14 protein-coding genes are annotated in these 19,769 nt (G+C 65.0%); 6 read left to right on the forward strand and 8 right to left on the reverse strand.

All coding sequences use genetic code 11. The features are described from left to right. Positions 1-17: 17 nt before the first annotated feature. Positions 18-146 (reverse strand): hypothetical protein, encoded by a 129-nt coding sequence (locus tag ATE62_RS24020; RefSeq protein ID WP_269433357.1) that lies wholly within the window; start codon positions 144-146, stop codon positions 18-20. A gap of 261 nt (positions 147-407) precedes the next feature. Between ATE62_RS24020 and ATE62_RS08575 the strand changes: the two genes are divergently transcribed. Then, positions 408-2,222 (forward strand): di-heme-cytochrome C peroxidase, encoded by a 1,815-nt coding sequence (locus ATE62_RS08575; RefSeq protein WP_156420489.1) that lies wholly within the window; start codon positions 408-410, stop codon positions 2,220-2,222. 370 nt (positions 2,223-2,592) lie between these two features. On the opposite strand, the gene ATE62_RS08580 is transcribed toward ATE62_RS08575, so the two are convergent. From ATE62_RS08580 to ATE62_RS08590, 3 genes are all read right to left on the reverse strand, one after another. Continuing rightward, entirely contained in the window at positions 2,593-3,711 is a 1,119-nt protein-coding gene (locus tag ATE62_RS08580) for an endo-1,4-beta-xylanase (RefSeq protein ID WP_058807500.1), read from the reverse strand. After that, positions 3,711-4,733 carry a formylglycine-generating enzyme family protein gene (locus ATE62_RS08585; protein WP_082662688.1) on the reverse strand — a complete coding sequence of 341 codons (1,023 nt, stop codon included), beginning with the start codon at positions 4,731-4,733 and terminating at the stop codon, positions 3,711-3,713. The genes ATE62_RS08580 and ATE62_RS08585 overlap by 1 nt, the downstream gene beginning before the upstream one ends. 69 nt (positions 4,734-4,802) lie before the next feature. After that, complete coding sequence (locus tag ATE62_RS08590) at positions 4,803-6,104, reverse strand: sugar MFS transporter (RefSeq protein ID WP_058807498.1); 1,302 nt, start codon at positions 6,102-6,104, stop codon at positions 4,803-4,805. A 173-nt stretch (positions 6,105-6,277) separates the two neighbouring features. Here ATE62_RS08590 and ATE62_RS08595 point away from each other — a divergent pair, with 173 nt between their 5' ends. Together ATE62_RS08595 and ATE62_RS08600 are read left to right on the forward strand one after the other, a co-directional pair. After that, positions 6,278-7,891: a sulfatase family protein gene (locus ATE62_RS08595; protein ID WP_058807497.1), complete on the forward strand. Its 1,614-nt coding sequence runs from the start codon at positions 6,278-6,280 to the stop codon at positions 7,889-7,891. Beyond that, complete coding sequence (locus ATE62_RS08600) at positions 7,888-9,570, forward strand: sulfatase family protein (protein WP_058807496.1); 1,683 nt, start codon at positions 7,888-7,890, stop codon at positions 9,568-9,570. The genes ATE62_RS08595 and ATE62_RS08600 overlap by 4 nt, the downstream gene beginning before the upstream one ends. Here the strand turns inward: ATE62_RS08600 and ATE62_RS08605 are convergent. From ATE62_RS08605 to ATE62_RS08615, 3 genes are read right to left on the reverse strand one after another with little or no spacing between them, the layout of a single operon-like run. Next, positions 9,536-10,747, reverse strand: a complete 1,212-nt coding sequence (locus tag ATE62_RS08605; protein ID WP_058807495.1) for an MFS transporter — start codon at positions 10,745-10,747, stop codon at positions 9,536-9,538. The two genes, ATE62_RS08600 and ATE62_RS08605, sit on opposite strands and share 35 nt — an antisense overlap. Further along, entirely contained in the window at positions 10,744-11,799 is a 1,056-nt protein-coding gene (locus tag ATE62_RS08610; RefSeq protein ID WP_058807494.1) for a LacI family DNA-binding transcriptional regulator, read from the reverse strand. Before ATE62_RS08610 ends, ATE62_RS08605 begins: the two co-directional genes overlap by 4 nt. Positions 11,800-11,813: 14 nt before the next feature. Next, positions 11,814-14,384: a glycoside hydrolase family 3 protein gene (locus ATE62_RS08615; RefSeq protein ID WP_058807493.1), complete on the reverse strand. Its 2,571-nt coding sequence runs from the start codon at positions 14,382-14,384 to the stop codon at positions 11,814-11,816. Positions 14,385-14,518: 134 nt separating this feature from the next. On the opposite strand from ATE62_RS08615, the gene ATE62_RS08620 reads away from it, so the two are divergent. From ATE62_RS08620 to ATE62_RS08630, 3 genes are all read left to right on the forward strand, one after another. Then, a complete protein-coding gene (locus ATE62_RS08620; protein ID WP_197411636.1) occupies positions 14,519-16,024 on the forward strand; it encodes a sulfatase in 1,506 nt (501 codons plus the stop codon). A 115-nt stretch (positions 16,025-16,139) separates the two neighbouring features. Beyond that, complete coding sequence (locus ATE62_RS08625; RefSeq protein ID WP_058807491.1) at positions 16,140-16,388, forward strand: hypothetical protein; 249 nt, start codon at positions 16,140-16,142, stop codon at positions 16,386-16,388. Positions 16,389-16,458: 70 nt separating this feature from the next. Further along, on the forward strand, positions 16,459-16,767 hold the full coding sequence (locus ATE62_RS08630) for an EF-hand domain-containing protein (RefSeq protein ID WP_058807490.1): 309 nt from the start codon (positions 16,459-16,461) through the stop codon (positions 16,765-16,767). A 105-nt stretch (positions 16,768-16,872) separates the two neighbouring features. Here the strand turns inward: ATE62_RS08630 and ATE62_RS08635 are convergent, their stop codons facing one another. Next, on the reverse strand, positions 16,873-19,767 hold the full coding sequence (locus ATE62_RS08635; RefSeq protein WP_058818494.1) for a TonB-dependent receptor: 2,895 nt from the start codon (positions 19,765-19,767) through the stop codon (positions 16,873-16,875). Positions 19,768-19,769 lie beyond the last annotated feature (2 nt).

A 19,769-nucleotide genomic window follows, 5' to 3' on the forward strand; every position in this document is an offset into this window, starting at 1 on the left:
TCCCTGCCGTGCCCGTGCTAGCTATTGTCGAAAAGATCGGCCGCGACGCTTCCGAACAGCGCGGCAATCGCCGCGCCCCCGACCGTCGTGAGATCACCGAGAGTGACGTCGCTCTTCCGACCGATCGAAAATGTGGCAGCGGTCATGACTGGCGCCCCCAAGCTAAAGAATAATCAAAGCTTTCCGTCGCTTAGTCGACTTTCTATGGAAAGGCCGACCGATTCTTCCGTCGCAATCCATAATATTCGTCAATTGCCCTGCCGATGTCAATGAACAGCGGAATCGAGTTTGCGCCACATTGCGCAATGACAGGCTTGTTTTTCAAGACGACCGGGCGCAGTCTGTTGAAGAGGGTGGAGTCCCGAAACCTGTTATACATGTAGCTCTTCGATCGAACGGAGGCAAAGATGCTCTTTCGCCCTATCGTCGGATTAACCATTTCTGCCGCGCTCCTTGCCAGCTGCGCGGGTTCCTCGTCCGAACCCGAGACATTGCAAGGCTGGAGCGATCCCGATCGCTACGCCTGGTATGATGCGACGCAAGGCTCGCGCCTCATCCCCTACAGCTGGCTGCGCGCGCTCGAGCAGCCCGGCGGACAGGGCGCGTTTGCGGATCCATCTTATCTCGAAACATTCGGCTATTTGCGCTCGCGCGGGGACCGGCGGGAAATCCTCCCCATCGGCTTCGCCATCGACCAGCAGCCCGACACGGGCTTCAAGGTCACTGGCCTTCGCTGGTACGAAGGCCAGAAAGGGGACCGCGCGAGCGAAGCCGAGCAATGGGTCGGGCTCAATTGCGCCGCCTGCCACACCGCCGAACTTTCTTACAAGGGCAATGCCGTGCGCGTCGACGGCGGGCCTGGCCTCGGCGACTTCCAATCCTTCATCGAAGCGCTGGATCTCGCGCTCCGCGAGACGATCACGCAGGACGATCGCTTCGACCGCTTCGCGGCCAAGGTTCTTGCCGGAAAGGATACGCCGCGCAATCGACAGAACCTCAAAGATGCGCTCGGCAAATTGGTCGCGTGGGAAGAACGGGTCGAAGAGGCCAATCGCACGCCGCTGCGCTATGGTTTTGCGCGCGTCGATGCGTTCGGCCATATCTTCAACAAGGTGGCGCTTTTCAATGGGGCCGAAGACCAGGTGCGCAATCCTGCGGACGCGCCGGTCAGCTATCCGTTCCTGTGGGACATCTATCGCCAGAAGCGGGTCCAGTGGAATGGCGTCGTGGAGAATACGCCGACCAAGGTCGGCGCCGGAACGCTAGATTTCGGCGCGCTCGGGCGCAATTCGGGCGAAGTGATCGGCGTCTTCGGCGAGGTGCTCATAACCAAGCCCGGAGGCCTGGGCCAGACGTTCAAGGGCTATAAATCCAGCCTGCAGGTCAAGAATCTCGATCGCATGGAAGTCCTGCTGAGAAAGCTTCGCGCGCCCGCGTGGCCTGCAGCCTTTCCTGCGATCGACACCGCGCTTGCGGCCCGCGGAAAGATCACCTTCGACCGCGATTGCGCGTCATGCCATCTCCCGCGCGAGCAGTGGGTCGCGGACAAGCCGATCGAACGGATGATGCCGCTCAACACGATGAAGGAAAATCTGACCGACATCTGGATGGCCTGCAACGCCGTGACCTATGTGGCGCGCACGGGCAATCTGAAGGGCACGAAATTCGGCTTTGTTTCGGGCGAGCCCCTGCAGGCCAACGAGCTCATCGTCAAGCAGCTGCAGACCACGGTGAAGGGCGCCCTGATCGGCAAGAAGGGCGATATCGTCGCCGTCGCCGCCGACACCTTCATCGGGGTGGACCGGCGACCCAAGGTCATCCCGGGCGCGGCCGATGCCGAGACCGCCGACGACCAGCGCGAAGCGCGCCGCGAATTCTGCAAGACCGACACGGACAAATTGCTGGCGTACAAGGCACGGCCGCTGAACGGCATCTGGGCTACGGCCCCCTATCTCCACAACGGCTCGGTGCCGACGCTGTTTCATCTGCTCCAGGCGCCCGAAGACCGCCCGAGGACCTTCTGGGTTGGCAGCCGCGAATTCGACCCCCAATTTGTCGGCTATATCTGGAAAGACCGGCCGGTCGGGCCGGCGTTCGAATTCAGCACCCACCTCGGCGATCAGCCGATCGACGGAAACAGCAACGAGGGCCACGACTATGGCGCCAGTTCGCTCACCGACACGCAGCGATGGGAGCTCGTCGAATATATGAAGACCCTGTGATCCTGCCGAGGCGCGGCCTCGGCCCTAGAGCGAAAGGATTGCGGCTACCGTCGCGCTCAGTCGAAGCCGAAACTGATCGCGCCCCGAGATCGGCGCCACCGACCCGGAAGCTTTCTCCCGTCGGGACGAGCGTCGCGAGGCGGGTAGCCCGTCCATCATCCAGACGATGATCGGCCGCGATTTCCGCGTCCAGCGCCAGCGGCGTCTTGCCGAGATCGAACGGCGGGCCGCTTATCCGCAAGCCGGCCGTCCCTACTATGCTCTCATAGGTTTGACGTGCGAGCTACAAGGCGGTCACCGATGATCCCTCGCTGGTCCCATCCAGCTTCGTGCGGACATAGGCTGTGCCGATGAACGGCTCAGCGGGACGTCAGCTCCGGCGGTCGGGAGCGGCCGCGAGGGCCGCGGCGATCGCGGTACGAAGCGGCTTGGGCTTCATCTCGGCGTCATAGGGGTGTCCGCGCATCGGCAGTCGGTCGGGCCGCCGCCGCTCGTCGGGATAGCCGGGCCGGTCGAGGTAGCTGTCGAAGTCGGTCAGGCTCCACGCCACCACTTGCTTTACATTTGTGAAGCTCAAGGTCAGGTCGAGATACCCCTTGGCAAAGGCCGCCGTCTCCGCGTCGCGCGTCGCCGGATCGGTCGCGGCGACGTTTCGGTCGCTGCAGTCGAGCTCGGTGATCAGCACCTGTAGCCCCATGCCCTTCACGGTTTCGAGGAAGTGGCGCCATGCCTTTTCATCGCGCGGCCGCCCCAGCGTGCCGCCGATGTGGCTCTGGATGCCGAGCGCGTCGATCTTCACGCCCCGCCCCAGCGCGCCATCGAGCATCCGTAGTACGCCGTCGCGATGGTCCGCCTTCGCGTCCCAGCTCATATAGTCGTTATAGACCATCTGGCATCCGGGCAGCGCGGCGCGCATCATCGCAAAGGCGGTATCGATGAAGCGCTCACCGAGTATGCGAAGGAAAAGCGAGCTTCTGAGGGCTCCGTCCTGAAGCTGAACCACTTCGTTGACCACATCCCATGACGCGATCGCCGGATAGCGTTTTGCCAGATAGTCGCAGTGACGCTGCATCAGCGCGACGAGCGGCTTACCACCGTCCCGGGCCAGCTCGGCTTCTTTCGCGAGCATCCAGTCGGGAATGCGGTTATCCTGGCTCCACACAAAGGTGTGGCCGCGAAGCTGCATCCCTTCGTCGTCGGTAAAGTGATAGAAGGCGTCGGCTTCCGCCGTACGATATTGGCCTTCAACGCGTTCGAGATGTTTCCACTTGAGCTCATTCTCGGGCGTCAGCACCCCGCATTCGCGCGCGATCAGCGCCCGTGAGTCGGCTCTGCGGAGCTGATCGAAAGAGGCTGCCGTGCCAAAGCGCAAGCCGCCTCGCTTCGCGATCGCGTCGAGCGTTTCACCTTCGGCCGCCCACGCCGGAGCGCTCGCCGCGGCAACTGCGGCGCCGACAGCACTCCCCACGAAGGCGCGACGCGCCAGCATCAGGCGGTCGGCGCCTTGTCATAGACGAGGCGGAAACCAACGTTGCTGGTGCCGAGCCCGGGATCACGGCCCTGGCGTGACGCGGGGCGATAGCGCTGGCAATAGTTGGGGGCGCACAAATAGCTGCCGCCCTTGACCGTCCGCGACGGCATCCCCGGGTTCAGCGGATCATAGGCGCTGTTCTCGTCAGGCCCCTTGGGATTATCCTTTTCGTCGGGATTGTGGCCCGGCTTGAAGAAGTCGGAAGTCACTTCCCAGACATTGCCGACCATATCGTAGAGGCCGTTGGCGTTGGGCTGGTAGCAGCCGACCGGCGCCACGCCCTTGAAACCGTCGGTTTCGGCATTGTAGTTCGGGAAGGCGCCCTGCCAGCTGTTCGCCTCGGCGGGCTGGACATTCTTCGATCGTTTCCCGGCGCTCGCGGCATATTCCCATTCGGCCTCGGTCGGGATGCGGCCGCCCGCCCATTTGGCATAAGCGACCATATCGTCCCATGCGAGATGGACGACGGGCTCGTTCGCAACCTCTGCCGGGCCGGCCGGGCCAAAGGGTTTTTTCCAGTTCGCGCCGGGCACATATTTCCACCAGTCGGCATAGTTGTTCGACGGGAAATCGGGCGGCGTGAACACCGCCGACCCGGCCTTCAGCATATCCGCAGGAATCTGCTCCACGGGAACCTGAAACTGCTTCGGATCGACGGGCTTTTCGGCGACGGTGACATAGCCGGTCGCCTTGACGAAAGCAGCAAATTGGCGGTTGGTCACCTCGTGCGGGTCGATCCAGAAGCCGGCGACGGTCGTTTTGCGTACCGGCCCCTCCTCGTCATAGACATCGTCCTCGCCCATCTCGAAGCTGCCGCCGGCAAGCTTGACCGGCGTGTCGGCGATCGCCGGGCATTTGCGCGAAGCCGCCGCCGTGACCGGCTTCTTGTCGCCCGCGGCGCCGTCGCCACAGGCGGCGAGAGCGAGGAGCGAGGCGGTCAGCGTCAGCACGCAGAGGGATGCAGAAGACTTGCGAAGCATGGATGTCACCCGTGAATGATCTGATAGGATTGCCGCACGAACCAAAGCTGGACGGACGCGTGTTACTGGTCAATGGGCGGAAGCGGTCGTGCCGGACAATCGCGTTCGCGCTCGGGAAGCCCCAGCCGCGAAAGCGAAGCAGGCGAGCATCACATAGCAGGTGAGCGGCACCAGGAAGGAGGCGGAATAGCCCTGGGCGTCGGCGATGGATCCTGCAACCAGCGGCAACAGTGCGCCGCCGATGATGGCGGTGCAAAGAAAGCCCGAGGTAGCCTCGACCGACGCGCTCGATCGCTCGAGCGTCAGGGTGAAGATCAGCGGGAACATGATCGAGTTGAAAAGGCCGATCGAAAGCGCCGCGTATCCGGCCACGGGTCCCGACGACAGGAAAATGAAGAGGCAAAGCAGCGCATTGACCGCCGCGAAGATAGCCAGCAGCCGCGCGGCCGGAATCCGGGTCAGCAGCACCGATCCTGCAAAGCGGCCGATCATGGCTCCCAGCCAGTAGAGGCTGACATAATATCCCGCATGCTGGAGCGGGATGCCCCATATGCCGTCGTCGGAGAGGAAAAGCGCCATCTGGGTACCGATGGCAACCTCGGCCCCGACATAGAGAAAAATGGCGGCACCGCCGAGCAACGCCCATGGTGAGGCTAACACCTGCTTGAGCGTGCCGACAAAACCGGGCGCTTCGCCCGAAGCCGCAGGCGCGGCACTGGCGATGCGGCGGCGCGAACGCCAGATGAAGGCCGCCAGCAGCGCGAGCAGCGCGCCGACGATCAGGAAACTGAGATCGATCGAGGCAAGCGCGGCCGACCGGTCGGCCGCGCTGATCGCTTGCCCTTCGGGCACCTCGACACGTTCGAGGAGCAGCTTTGCCCCGAGCAACGGGCCGAGCACGGTGCCAAGCGAATTGAACGCCTGGCTGAAAGTCAGGCGGAAATGACTGCGTTCGGGGGCGCCGAGCGCAGCGGCGAGCGGATTCGCCGCGACCTGCAGGATCGTCACGCCGCTCGCGAGGATGAAGAGCCCGAGCAGCACGCCCGCATAGGTCGCTAGGTTGCTCGCGCCGAGGATCACCGCGCAGGCGAGGATCATCAGCGCGATCGCAAGAACGATCGACGGCACCGCGCGCATCCGCGCGACGAGCAATGCCGCCGGAATCGAGACGACGCCATAAGCGATGAAGAAAGCGAAGGCGGTGAGCTGCGCTTCGAGGTTCGAGAGCGCAAAAATGCCCTTCACCGCGGCGACGAGCGGGTCGATCAGCGAGGTAATGAAACCCCAGGCGAAAAACAGCGTCGTTACGCTGGCAAAGGCACCCGCCGTCGAAGACGCGGCGCGCGTCGGGGCTTCGGCCCGGTCGGTCATCACTTGGCTCTCCCACCGCCGAATCAATGCGTCGGCAATGGCGCAACATTGGCAGGTTGCCATCCTATGTCAATATTGTCATAACCGCGAATCAGCCATTTATGGAAGGACATGGCGGATGGAAGCGGCGTGCCACGGATGCGCGGCCCTCCGCCTGAAAACGGGTGAGGACGATGACGAACAAAAAGTCTCCGGCAGCATTTCGCGCGGCGCGGACCGCGCTCGCGTTCGGCGCGCTGACGCTGCTCGCGCCGGCCGGGCCGGCTGCGGCACGGGGCGCGGCCAAGCCCGCGCATCCGAACATCGTCTTCATCCTGAACGACGACCAGCGCTACGACGCAATGGGTTTCCTCGATCCCGCGATCAAGACGCCGAACATGGACCGGATCGCGCGCGAGGGTGTCTATTTTCGCAACGCCTTCGCGACCACCGCGCTCTGCTCGCCCAGCCGCGCCTCGATCCTGACGGGGCAATATATGCACAATCACGGGATCGCCGATAATAACATCAAGTTCCGTTCGGGCACCTTCTTCTTCCCGCAGGCGCTGCAGCAGGCGGGCTATGCGACTGCCTTTATCGGCAAGTGGCACATGGGCGGACACACCGACGCGCCGCAGCCCGGTTTCGATCACTGGATCAGCTTCAAGGGTCAGGGCAATTATTTGCCTGACGACGGCAAGGGCGGACCGCGCCACAGGCTCAACATCGATGGCAAAAGCGTCGAGCAGCGCGGCTACATCACCGATGAACTCAATCAGTTCGCGCTCGACTGGCTGAAGCAGCAGAGCGGCAAGAAGCCCTTCTTCCTCTATCTGTCGCACAAGGCGGTCCATTCGGACTTCATCCCCGCCGATCGCCACAAGAACCTCTATTCGCGCGATTCCATCAAGCTGCCCGCATCGATGGCCGATACCCCCGAGAACCGCGCGGGCAAGCCGATGTGGGTGCAGAACCAGCGCAACAGCTGGCACGGCGTCGACTTCCCCTATCATTCGACGCTCGACATCACCGACTACAAACTGCGTTACAATCGCACGCTCGCCGCGGTCGACGAGGGGATCGGCGCGATCATCCAGCAGCTCAAGGACAAGGGCCTGCTCGAAAACACCGTCATCATGATGATGGGCGACAATGGCTTCATGTTCGGCGAGCATGGCCTGATCGACAAGCGCAACGCCTATGAGGAATCGATGCGCGTGCCGCTCATCGCGTTCAGCGGCGGCATGACCAAGGGGCGCGTCGTCGACGACATCGTCGCGAACATCGACATCGCGCCGACCTTCCTCGCGCTCGCGGGGGCAAGCACCAATGCCAAGATCGACGGCATGAGCTTCGCCGACCAGCTGATGGGGCGGCAGCACGAAGGCAAGTGGCGCGATGCGCTGAACTACGAATATTATTGGGAGTATAATTACCCGCAGACGCCGACGACCTTCGCGCTGCGCGGCGACCGTTACAAATATATCCAGTATCACGGCATCTGGGATACCGAAGAGCTCTACGACCTCCAGAACGATCCAAAAGAGATGCGCAACCTCGTCGCCGACCCGTCGCTCAAGAATATCGTCCGCACGATGCGCGCGGCCTTGTTCGCCGGCCTCGATCCCGACGAAGGGCGCTCCTACGTCACCTTCACCGAGCGGAATGGCGAAGGCGCGGTGCTGCGGAGCCGTAAGGGCGCGAAGGCGGGCGAATTCCCCGATCGCTGGATGCGCAACGGCAATGAGGCGGACCTGCGCGACAATCTCAAGAGCGAAGGCGGCAAGAAAGAAAGCACCTCCGAATGACGCGCGTGCTCGCGGGGCTCGCCGCGCTGACCCCGATGCTGCTCGGGGGCTGCGCGGGAAGCGCGCCGCGCGCCGCAACAGCGTCTGCATCCGCGCGGCCGAACATCATCCTGATCACCGCCGAAGACCTCAGTCCGCGCATCGGCTCCTACGGCGATAATGTCGCAGTCACGCCGAACATCGACCGGCTCGCGGCCGAGGGCGTTCGCTTCACCCGCGCCTTCACCACCGCCGGTGTGTGCGCACCCTCGCGCTCGGCGCTGATCACCGGGGTCAGCCAGGAGACGCTCGGCACGATGCATATGCGCACGCGCGACTATGGCGCGAAGATGAAGGAGGGCTTCCCCTATGAGGCGGTACCGCCCGCCGAGGTAAAGGCCTTTCCTGAGCTGCTGCGCGCCGCGGGCTATTACACCGTCAACGACCAGAAGACCGATTATCAGTTCGGCGACTCCTTCACCATATGGGACCAGAACCGCGACGAGGCCGACTGGAACGCGCGGAGGCCCGGCCAGCCCTTTTTCCTGATGTTCAACCACGAACATACGCACGAAAGCCGGACGTGGCCGCTGGATACCGACGTAAAGCTGCATCCGTCGGTCGCCAATGTCATGAAGCAGAACACCAGGCTCGATGCCGAAAAGACCTTCGCGCTCACCGATCCGGCGAAGGTCCGTGTCCCCGCTTATTATCCCGACACCCCGGTCGTTCGCGCCAATATCGCGCGCGAATATGACAATGTCCGCGCGATGGATGCCGCGGTCGGGCGCCTGCTCGACCGGCTGCGCGCCGAAGGGCGCTTCGACGACAGCATCATCATCTTCATGACCGACCATGGCGACGGGCTGCCGCGCGGCAAACGGACGATCTTCGACAGCGGCACGCAAGTGCCGCTGATCATCCGATTCCCCGACCGCCATGGGGCAGGAACGGTGCGCGGCGATCTGGTCAGCGCGATCGACCTTGCGCCAACCTTTCTCCACTGGGCCAAGGCGCCGGTCCCCAAGTGGATCCAGGGCCGCGACCTGTTCGGCGGGAAGGCTCCCGACGCGGTCTATATGGGCGGCGACCGTTTCGACGAGGTGCCGCAGCGCTTTCGCGGCGTGCGCGAGGCGCGCTATCATTATATCCGCTATTATTCGGACCTGCCGGTGATCCCGTCGCTCGCCTATCAGAACGTCAATCCGATCATGCGCGAATGGCGCCGTCTGCTTGCGGCGGGCGGGTTGACGCCGCTGCAGCGCGCCTATCTCGAAGGCCCGGCACCGCGCGAGATGCTGTTCGATACGGCCACCGACCCCGACGAGGTGACCAATCTTGCGGGCGATCCGAAATTCGCGGCAGAGAAGAAACGGCTTTCGGCGAAACTCGACCGCTGGATCGCTGCGAGTGGCGACCAAGGCCGCGACAGCGAAGCGGTGATGACCGAACGCATGTGGCCGGGGGGCAAGCAGCCGGTGACGGCGCCCGTCGCGGCGTGTCGCCTGTCCGTCGGCACCATCCGCCTGGCGTCCCCCACATCCGGCGCATCGATCGGATGGGGCGGCCCCGAAGGCAAGACCAACCTGTACGCGGCTCCGCTGGTGGCGAACACGCCCTTCATCGCACGCGCCATCCGCTATGGCTACAAGCCCAGCGAAGCGATTACGGTCGATCCGGCGAAGCTGCCGGCGTGCTGAGCCGGCGGCCGTAGCGCAGCGCGAACAGCGCGATACCGCCAAAACAGAGCGCCGGGACCCAAAGCGCAGCGGCCAGCGAGAAACGGTCGGCGACCTCGCCGAACAGCAGCGGCACGATCCCGCCGCCGACGATGCCGGTGCACAACCAGCCCGCCGCCTTGGCGCGGGCTTGCGGCTCGAGGTCGGCGCTGGCGATCGCGAAGATCGTCGGGAACTGGGGCCCGCCAAACAGCCCGACAGCGAGGATCGCGATCGCCGCCACCGCGCCGCCCGCTGTGCTGGCGATCAGGCAGAGCGCTGCTGCGAGAAACGCCGTCGCCGCGAGCACCCTTTGCCGCTCGAAACGCAGCAGCACCGGCACTGCGGAAAAGCGGCCAACGAGCATCCCCAGCCAGAAGAGCGCGACGAGCGCCGCCGCCGCCTCACGCGAAATCGCAAGCCTCTCCTCGAGGAAGTTGACGAGCGTGGTGGTGATCGCGACCTCGGCACCGACGTAGAGAAAGATCGCCGCGACCCCGGCACGCAACCGGGCCGTCTCGATCAGCCCGAGCGCCCGTCCCGGCTCTTCGGGCCGCGGCGACTGTGCCTTTTCATTCTCGCGCAGCGTCAGCCGCGCCAGCAACGCCAGCGCCAGGACAAAGAAGGCGACGCCGGCGAACAGCGTGCGGACAGGCTCTAGCGCACTGTCGGGCGTCCCGAGGAAGGCCGCGCCCGCAATCAGCGGTGCCGCAACCGTCCCCAGCGAATTGAAGCCCTGCGCGAACGTCAGATTGCCGGAAGCGCTGCGCAAATGGCCCTCGACGGCCGCGAGCGGGTTCGCCGACACCTGGAGCAATGTCACCCCGCTGGCGAGCACGAAGATCGACGGCAGCAGCGCAACGAACTCGCCCGCCAATGTTGCAGCGGCGAGGCCGAGCGCGCCCAATCCGATCAGCACCAATCCGAGCATGGCGCCGTTGCGAAACCCGATCCGCGCCGTAATGGCCCCGCCCGCGCGCGAGAAGAGCAGATAGGTGATGAAGAAGGCCGACTGGACGAGCAGCGCGTCGCGATAGCCGAGCTCGAACGCCGCCTTGAAATGCGGCACCGTCATCCGGACGAGGACGCCGACGACGCCCCAGGTCAGAAAGACGGCAAGGAGCGTGATCCGTCCGGCGGTTCCCAGCCGGTAGTTCACTTCGGCTGCGGCGCGGGGCCCGTCGATTCACGAACGACCAGCTCATAATCCAGCTGGACATTGTCGAGCGTCGCGCCTTCGGGGTCGCGCTGATATTCGATGACCTTGCGCGCCGCGGTTGCGGCCATGTCGGCAACGGGCTGGCGAATGGTGGTCAGTGGCGGCCACATGGCGGAGGCCGTCGCAGCGTCGTCGAAGCCCGCCACCGAAATGTCGCCGGGCACGGCATAGCCTCTGCGCTGCACTGCGATCAACGCGCCCGCCGCCATGTCGTCGTTGCTCGCAAAGATGGCCGTCGGCGGCCTCGAAAGCGCCAGCAACCTATCGGCGCAGACCAGCCCCGAGCGCATCTGGAAATCGCCCTGCTCGACCAGCGTCTCGTCGAAGGCGATACCCGCCGCGGCGAGCGCGTCGACATAACCCTGCAGCCGGTTCTGCGTCGTCGCGGTGCCCGCGCGCCCCTTGATGAAGCCGATCCGCTGGTGCCCGAGCTCGATCAGGTGGCGCGTCATCGCGCGGGCGGCGCCACGGTCATCCATCGAGACCCCGAACCCCATTGTCAGTTCGCGGCTCGGCGAGATGCGCGCAAAGGGGCGATTGAGCTTCGACAACGCGGCGAGCACCGTCGGGTCGTCGCAGAGCGGCGGCGGCACGATCACGCCGTCGAGATTGCCCTGGATGACGAGCTGGGTGATCGCTGCGCCGAGCCCCTTGCCATTGCGTTCGAGCGGTTCGAACACGAGCTGATAACCCTGCTCCTTCACCGCCTGCTGCGCCCCGATCAAGAGGTCGAACGTATAGCTGGGGTTGGGATTATCGAACACGAGCCCGAGCATGAAAGACCGCGCGCCAGTGGTGCTCCGCGCGGAGATCGTCGGGCGATAATTGAGCTGCTCGATCGCCGCGCGGACCGCCTTGCGCGTGTCCTCGCTGACGTTCGGTTCCTGCCGCACGACGCGCGAGACGGTCTTGATCGACACGTCCGCGAGGCGCGCGACGTCGGTGATCGTCGAACGACGCACCTGCGTGTCGCTGATTTCGCCGTCGGACATGCTTCCCCTTCGCATCAGCAGGACAATTTCCGTCCGCGCGCCGGGCCAAGGCCCAGGCTAGCAAGCTGGATAGCGAAGCGGCCGTCGGTGGCAAGCATCAGTGGCATGTCGACGTTCGAAAAATCGACGTTCGGACCCGCGAAACATTTGAGCGGAACGCTGATTTCTTCCCACTGACCGGGGGTCAATTGCTTCAGCAGCGGCGTCAGGTCGACGCTGCCATTCTTCGGAACGGTGCCAAAGCTGGCGGTCACATTGGCGGCCGGCACTTCGAGCAACGAAACCGACAGCACCACCGACTCGTCGTCGGCGACGCGCTTCGACATGTCGACATCGTTATAGCCGAGCACGAACATCTTGCCGGCACCCTTGCCCGACCAGCGCGCGATCTTCGTATCTTCCTGCCGGTTGCGGTCGGCGCTTTCGAAGCTGATCGCGCCGGTGCGGCTGGTGACATAACGATCGCCTTCGGTCTTCAGCCGCGCCTCGGCGCTGTCGCCCAGATAGACGCGCCACGGCGCGACCGCGCGGCCTTCACTGAAAAAGACGCCGTTGCTCGCCGCACGCAGCATCTCGGCCGAAATGCCGGGATCTTCGCCGAGTTGGCCGATCGGCTTGCGGCTGCCAAGCGACAGGCCATAGCCGAGCGCGAAGAGCGGATCATAATCCTTGCCGCCCTTGTTGAGCGCGGTCTGGCTCGCCAACTTCGGCCAGGAGAAGGACAGCCGGCCGGTGAAGTCATAGGCCGGCCCGCCGTCGGCATCCGCGACGATCAGGTCGGCGACCGCGCCGCCGCCCTCGGTCCCCGGGAGGAAGGCCGCGACCATCGCGTCGCTAGCATTCAGTTGCGGGTTGATCCACAGCGGGCGGCCGCTCAGGAAAATGCCGATCGTCGGGATGCCCGCGGCCTTCAACTTGCGCAGCGTCGCAAGATCGGGATCGCTGTCGGGCGCCTTGTAGATCACGCTTTCGCGGTCGCCCTGATATTCGGCGTAGGGGGTCTCGCCGAACACGACGACGGCATAGTCGGGCTTGCCCGTGAAGCTGCCGTCGCGGCTCAGCGTCGCGGAACCGCCGTTCGCGTCGAGCGCCGCCTTGAGTCCCGCGTAGACGCTGGTCGAACCCGGGAAATCCTTGTTCGACAGGCCGGTGCCCTGCCAGTTCATCGACCAGCCGCCGACCAGCATCGGAACATTGTCGGCGCCCGCGCCCGCGACGAGTATCTTCGAGTTCGCCGGGAACGGCAGGATTTTCGGATCGTCCTTGAGCAGCACCATCGACTGGCGCGCGGCACGGCGCGCGATCCCGCGGTGTTCGGCGGTGCCGATATGCTGCTGGCCTGCGAAGGCGCGCGCCGAGGGCTTGGGCGCGTCGAACAGCCCGGCGCGCTCCTTGACGCGCAGGATACGCCGTACCGCATCGTCGAGCCGCGCTGCCGGGATGGTGCCGTCCTTCACCTGCTTGACCAGATTGCCGTAGAGCGGCTTCCAGTCGACGGGGATCATATACATGTCGACGCCTGCAAGCAGCGCGTCTGGGCAATTGCCGTTGGTACAGCCGGGGATCAGCGCATGGCCGTTGAAGTCGCCGACGACGAAGCCGTCGAAGCCGCCATGATCCTTGAGCATCGAGGTCAGCAGCGGCCCATGGCCATGCATGCGAACGCCATTCCATTTCGAGTAGGAGGCCATGATCGTCTGCGCGCCGGCCTGCAGCGTCGGCACGTAGGGCGCGAAGTGCACGTCGCGCAGTTCGCCCTCGGGAACCACCGCATCGCCCTGATCGCGCCCGTTCTGCGTGCCGCCGTCGGCGACGAAATGCTTGGCGGTCGCGATGATCGAGCCTGCGGGGAAGAATTTGCCCTTGGGATCGCCCTGCAGCCCCTTGGTGTAAGCGGCGCCGAGCGTTCCGGCGATCGTCGGGTCTTCCGAATAGCCCTCATAGGTACGGCCCCAGCGATCGTCGCGCGGGATCGACAGCGCGGGCGCGAAGGTCCAGTCGGTGCCGATCGCGGCGCTTTCGACTGCGGTCACGCGGCCGACCTCGACCATCAGCTTCGGATCGTTCGCCGCGCCAAGGCCGATATTGTGCGGAAAGATCGTACCGCCGAACACCGAGTTGTTGCCGTGGACCGAATCGATGCCCCAGATGATCGGCACCCCGACACCGCCCCCGGTCTTGTCGGTCGAGGCCGCCCAGAAGGCGTCGGCCATCGCCAGCCAGTCGGCGGCGGGGGCGTGGATATTCTTGTTCGGGCGCCCGTTGCCGCCGTTCAGCACCGACCCGATATGATATTGCTTCACCTCTTCCGGGGTGATGTTCATGATCTCGGGCTGGAGAAGCTGGCCGACCTTTTCCTCGACGGTCATCCGCTTCAGCATCGCCTCGACGCGCTTTTCGGTCTTCGCACGCGCGTTGGCGGGCACCGCCGAGCCGATCACCGGCCAGCTCTTGATGTCGAGTTTCACGTCCCCCGCGGGCAGCTTTATCGCGCCGTCCTTCGCAGCCGCGCCCGCGGCGAATCCCGCCGCGATCAGCGGCAGCATCGCAAGCGCCCAGCGTGCGGGGCGAAAAACCTTGGCCATCACAATCTCCCTTTCGCCGCTGTTTCGACATGGCGCGGGCCCCAGTCTTGCGACAAAACTGCGACAATTGCGCGATTGACAATGTTGTCTATTTAGGGAATGCCCAGCCCAGTCAAGATAAAAATGGGAATTGGATGACTATGGCCCGCTTGCTTCCCCTCCTGCGTTCGACCTCGCTCGCGACCACATGCCTCGCCCTCGCCGCCTGCGCGGTCGGCGGCGTCGCCGCGGCCCCCGGGCCCGCCGCCGCGACGGAACAGGCGCCCGCGCCGGCACCCGGGGCGAAGGGCAAGCCCAATATCCTGTTCATCATGATCGACGACCTGCGCCCCGACCTCGGCATCTATGGCCATCCGACCGCGCAGACCCCGAACATGGACGCGCTCGGCAAGTCGGGGCTCGTCTTTGAAAATGCCTTCGTCAGCCAGGCGGTCTGTGGCCCGTCGCGCGCGGCGCTGATGACCGGGCTGCGCCCCGACACCACGGGCATCAAGGACCTCGAGACGCCCGTCGACAAGGCGGTTCCCGACGCCGTCACGCTGACCGAGCTGTTCAAGCAGGCGGGCTACGGCACCTACGGCTATGGCAAGATCTATCACCATACAGACGATAATCCCGAAGGCTGGACCGTTCGCAAACCCGACATGGAAAAGGTCATCCAGCGCCAGAAGCGTAAGGACGGCGAGGAAAAGGTCGCAGTGGCGCGCGCCGCCGATGGCGAGGAATTGCCCGACACGATCAACGTCAACCTCGCGCTCGAACAATTGCCGCAGCTCGCGAAGAGCGGCGAGCCCTTCTTCATGGCGGTCGGCATCCACCGCCCGCACCTCCCCTTCATTTCGCCGAAAAGCGACTGGGACCGCTACACCGCAGCCACCGTGCCCGCGCCGATCAACCCCGAGGGACAGAAAGGCGCGCCGCCCTGGGCGCTCGTCGCCTATGAGGTCTGGAACTATCCCGACACCAAGCCCTTCCAGCCCGACATGCCCCAGAACAAGGCCGACGAGCTGCGCTGGGGCTATCTCGCCGCGGTGAGCTACGCCGACGACCTCGTCGGCCGGCTGATGGCCGCGCTCAAACAGCAGGGCCTCGACGACAACACCATCGTCGTCCTGTGGGGCGACCATGGCTGGAAGCTCGGCGACCATGCCAAATGGTCGAAGCACAGCACCGCGAACATCGACATCCACATCCCGCTGATCATCCGCGCGCCGGGCGAGACGCAGGCGGGGACGCGGTCGAAGGCGATCGTCGAGACGGTCGACATCTATCCGACGCTCGCCGAACTCGCGGGCCTCGGTGCACCCACCAACCTCGAAGGCCTGTCGATGGTGCCGGTGCTCGAAAAGCCTGACCGCGCGTGGAAACAGGCGGCCTTCGCCCAATATGGCCGCAACGCCGGCCTCACCGAGGGCAATGGCGCGCTGACCGGCTATACGGTACGCACCGACCGCTATCGCTACACGGGCTGGGTCGATGCCGCCGCGAAGCTGGTGCGCGCCGAGCTCTACGACCTCGAGCAGGACCCCAGCGAAAGCGTCAATCGCGCCGACGATCCGGCGTACAAGTCCGCCGCAGCCGAACTGGAAGCGGTGCGCAAGGGCGGCTGGAAACCGGTGCGCGAGCGCGTCGGGCGCTGAGCCGGGGGCATGGCGCAATCGCCGCGACACTCTGCGACAAATTTATACAGCGATGGCATTCGATCGCGGGACGGGAGTGATATCGGCACGGCAGTCATAAAAAAGGAGAAACTCCATGATTGCCTTGCTCCCCACCCTGCTCCTCTCGGCCACGGCGACCCAGGCGGCGCCCGCCCCCGCGCCGACGATCTTCGAACACGACGGCCAGCGCTATCACGCGGTCGATTTCCGTCGCGGCGCCGACCGCATCATTCGCGGCAAGCGCAGCGACGGCGCGAAGTTCCGCTTCGTCGTGCGCGGCGACCGGGTGACCGGCATGGTCGACGGCCAGCCGGTCGCATTCCCGATCGCCGACGCGCGCTGAGGGACAGGCGGCCTTCAGCCCGCCCAAGATAGAAAACCCCAAATCGTCGCACCCAAATAGAGGAAATATCATGCGTAGATGGATCATTGCCTTCACTGCTATCGGCCTCGCCGCCGGCACCGCCCACGCCCAGGAAGGGCGCGGCAAGATGTTCGCCAAGTTCGACGCCAATGCCGACGGCCAGCTCGACGAGAGCGAGGTCACCGCGATGCTGAAGGCGCGCGCCGAAAAGAAGGGCGACCCCTCGCTTGCCGAGGACAAGAAGGTGAAACGCTTCATCAAGCGCCTCGACACCGACGGCAACGGCACGGTCAGCCAGGCCGAGATGCAGGCGGCAGCCGCCGCGAAGCAGGCCGCGGGCGGCGCCGAAGCCGAATAGGCCGCCGGCAAAACCGCAAAGCAAAGGGGCCGGGGATCGTTCTGATCCCCGGCCCCTTCGCCTTTGTGCCGGGCCCGCAGCGACCACGCGGACCCGGCGGAAGGGTCAATTCTTGATGCGGATCCCGAACAGGACGCGCCGGTCGTTGACGCGGTACGACAGCAGCCGCTCCTCGAGTTCCTGATAGCGGAGCTCGGGCTCGTTGAGCAGGTTCAGCCCCTCGACGCTGACGCTGATATTCGGCGTGATGTCATAGCTGATCGACGCGTCGAGCTGGCCATAGGCCTTGGCGAAGGACGCCTGGTTGGTGTCGGTGCGCTCGTCATAGAATTTGCTGCGCCAGTTATACGCGGCGCGCGCCTGGAAACCCCATTTCTCGAAATAGCCGATCAGATTGTAGCTGTGCTTCGACAGGTCCTGCACCGGCAGCACCGTGCCGCCCGCGCTGACCCCGCCGCCGCTGGCGTCGACATAGGTATAGTTCGCGATGAAGCCGAGCCCGTCGAGCGGCGACGGCAAGAAGTCCAGGCTCTGCTGCCAGCCGAGCTCGACGCCCTTGACCGTCGCGCCGCCGACGTTGAGCGGCAGTTCGAGGCGCGTGCGATCCTGACCGACCAGGCAGCCGTCGTTGCCCGGTGTCTCTTCGAGACCGCCGACCGGGGTCGGCAGGCACAGCTCGCTGATGCCATTCTCGATCCGCTGCTTGAAATCCTTGTAGAAGAAGGCGGCCGAGATCAGGTTCGACTTGCCGAAATATTTCTCGATCGAGAGGTCGAACTGGTTGACCTCCTGCGGCTGCAGCGTCGGATTGCCGCCCTTGGCGCGGTCGAAGGAGTCGCTGATCACGATCGTCGGCGCCGAATCGAGCAGCGACGGCCGCGCGATCGACTTCGCCGCGGCGAGGCGGACATAAAGGCGGTTCGCGGGCTCGAAGGTCAGGTTGATGCTCGGCAGCAGCTTCGAATAGCTGTTGCCGACCGTGACGACGTCGAGCGTGTTCGCGCCCTGCGTGCCGCCCGGGATGACGCCGGTCGCGGTCTGGTCGGTGTGGATCCAGCGCAGGCCGGCGTTGCCGAACACCGCGAGGCCGCCCACGTCGAACTCCAGATTGGCCTTGGCGTAGAGCGCCTGGTCCTTGCGCGTGACGTCGAAGGCATAGCTGGGATCGACCGCGAAGACGAAGCCGTATTTCTCCTGCAGCCGGTCGAGATTTTCGTTCAGATATCCGGGATCGGGGTTGAACCAGAAACGCTGGAAATCGCCCGTCGCGCCGTCGAGCAGGTCGTCGAAGGGCAGCCCGACGATCAGGCCCGGCTCGGCGGCGTTCAGCGCCGGATAGAGCGTCCCGCCGAGCGTCCCGTCGGCCGCGCCCGCGGCGTCGCGTGCGCGCATCCGCGAGCGATAGCCACGGTAATGGGCATGGCGCCCGCCGAACTCGATCGACTTGATCGGCCCGGCGCCCACGTCATAGGTCAGGTCGAGCCGCAGCGCGGTCTCGCGCGTGCGCTGGCGGTCGCGGTTGATCGCGATATTGGCGAAATTATAGAGCGCGGGGTTGGTGAAATCGTAGCGCGCATCTTCGCGGAACGCGGTGACGCGCTGGCCACCGACCACCGACTGCTGCGGCACGATCGTCGGAATGTCGCTGTCCGCGGTATAATCGAAGAAGAAGAAGGGGCGGTCGGCATTGTTGATGCCGCTCGTCGTGTTGATGAACCGGTTATATTGCTTGCCGTTGGCGAAGGAGAGCTGGCCTTCGACGTGCAGCCGGTCGGTCGCGTCCCATTTGATGCCCGTCTGCAGCGACAGCACATCCTGTTGCGGCGGGTTCGACGCGCCCGACAGGTTGAAGCCGATGCCCTGCGCGACGCCGCGGTTGTTGAACGACCCCACGAACGCCTGCAGCACCGTATGATCGGGCGAGACGAGGATATTGCCCAGATTGGCATATTGCGTGCCGAGCCGGCTGCCGCCGTTCGCGGCGTCGGGGACGATCGCGTTGCTGAGGTTGGCGACGACCTGGTGGCTCTCGTCCGACGCCTTGCTCTGGCTATAGGTGCCGTTGATGTAGAATTCGAAGCGGCTCGACGGGCGCATCTGGATCGCGCCGGTCCAGCTCTGCAGCTTGCGCACCTGTTCGGTGACGCGCAGCCGCGTCTGCAGCGGGACATAGACGCCGTCCTGCAGGTCGGTGATGATGCCGCTGTCGGCATCGCGGCTGATCGCCTCGCCGACCACGCCGTCGCCGTCGAGGTCGCGGCCGATGCCGTTCACCGCCTCCCAGCCACGCACGTCGAAGAAGTCCTGGCGCAGCTTGCGCTCGTTGCGCGTATAGCCGAGCAGCACGCCCACCTCGCCGTCGCCGAGCGACCAGCCCTTGCTCGCGAGCAGGCTGATGTTCGGGGTCCAGGCATCGGCGCGTTCGGCATATTGCGCCTGCGCATTGGCCGAGAGGATCAGCTTGCCGCCATTGTCGAGCGGCATGCGCGTGTTGAAACGCACCGTGGCGCCCAGCGAACCCTCGATATCGCTCGCCGACGGCGATTTCACGACTTCGATCTTCGAAAAGGCTTCGGAGGGAATGGTGTTGAACGCGATCGCCCCGCCTGCGTCGCTGCCGATCTGGGTCTGGCCGTTGATCTCGACGCGGTTCTGCGCGAAGCCGCGCACCGCGATTTCCGACCCTTCGCCGAAGTCGCGATTGATCTGCACGCCGGTGATGCGCTGCATCGCCTCGGCGACATTGGTGTCGGGCAGCTTGCCGATGTCCTCGGCGCTGATGACGTCCTTGATCTGGTCGGCCTGCTCCTTGTCGCGCGCGGCGTTGGCGAGCGAGGCACGGATGCCCGAGACGACGATTTCTTCGGTCGTCGGCTCGGCGGCGGGCGGCGTTTCCTCCTGCGCCGCGGCGGGCACGGCAGCGACGAGCGCGATCAGCGACGCACCCAAAAGCGAGTGGCGTACGGCTTCGGACAGGCAATCGGCATGCTTACGGGTCATTT

Origin of the sequence: Sphingopyxis sp. HIX (assembly GCF_001468285.1) — a bacterium.
Lineage (GTDB): Bacteria > Pseudomonadota > Alphaproteobacteria > Sphingomonadales > Sphingomonadaceae > Sphingopyxis.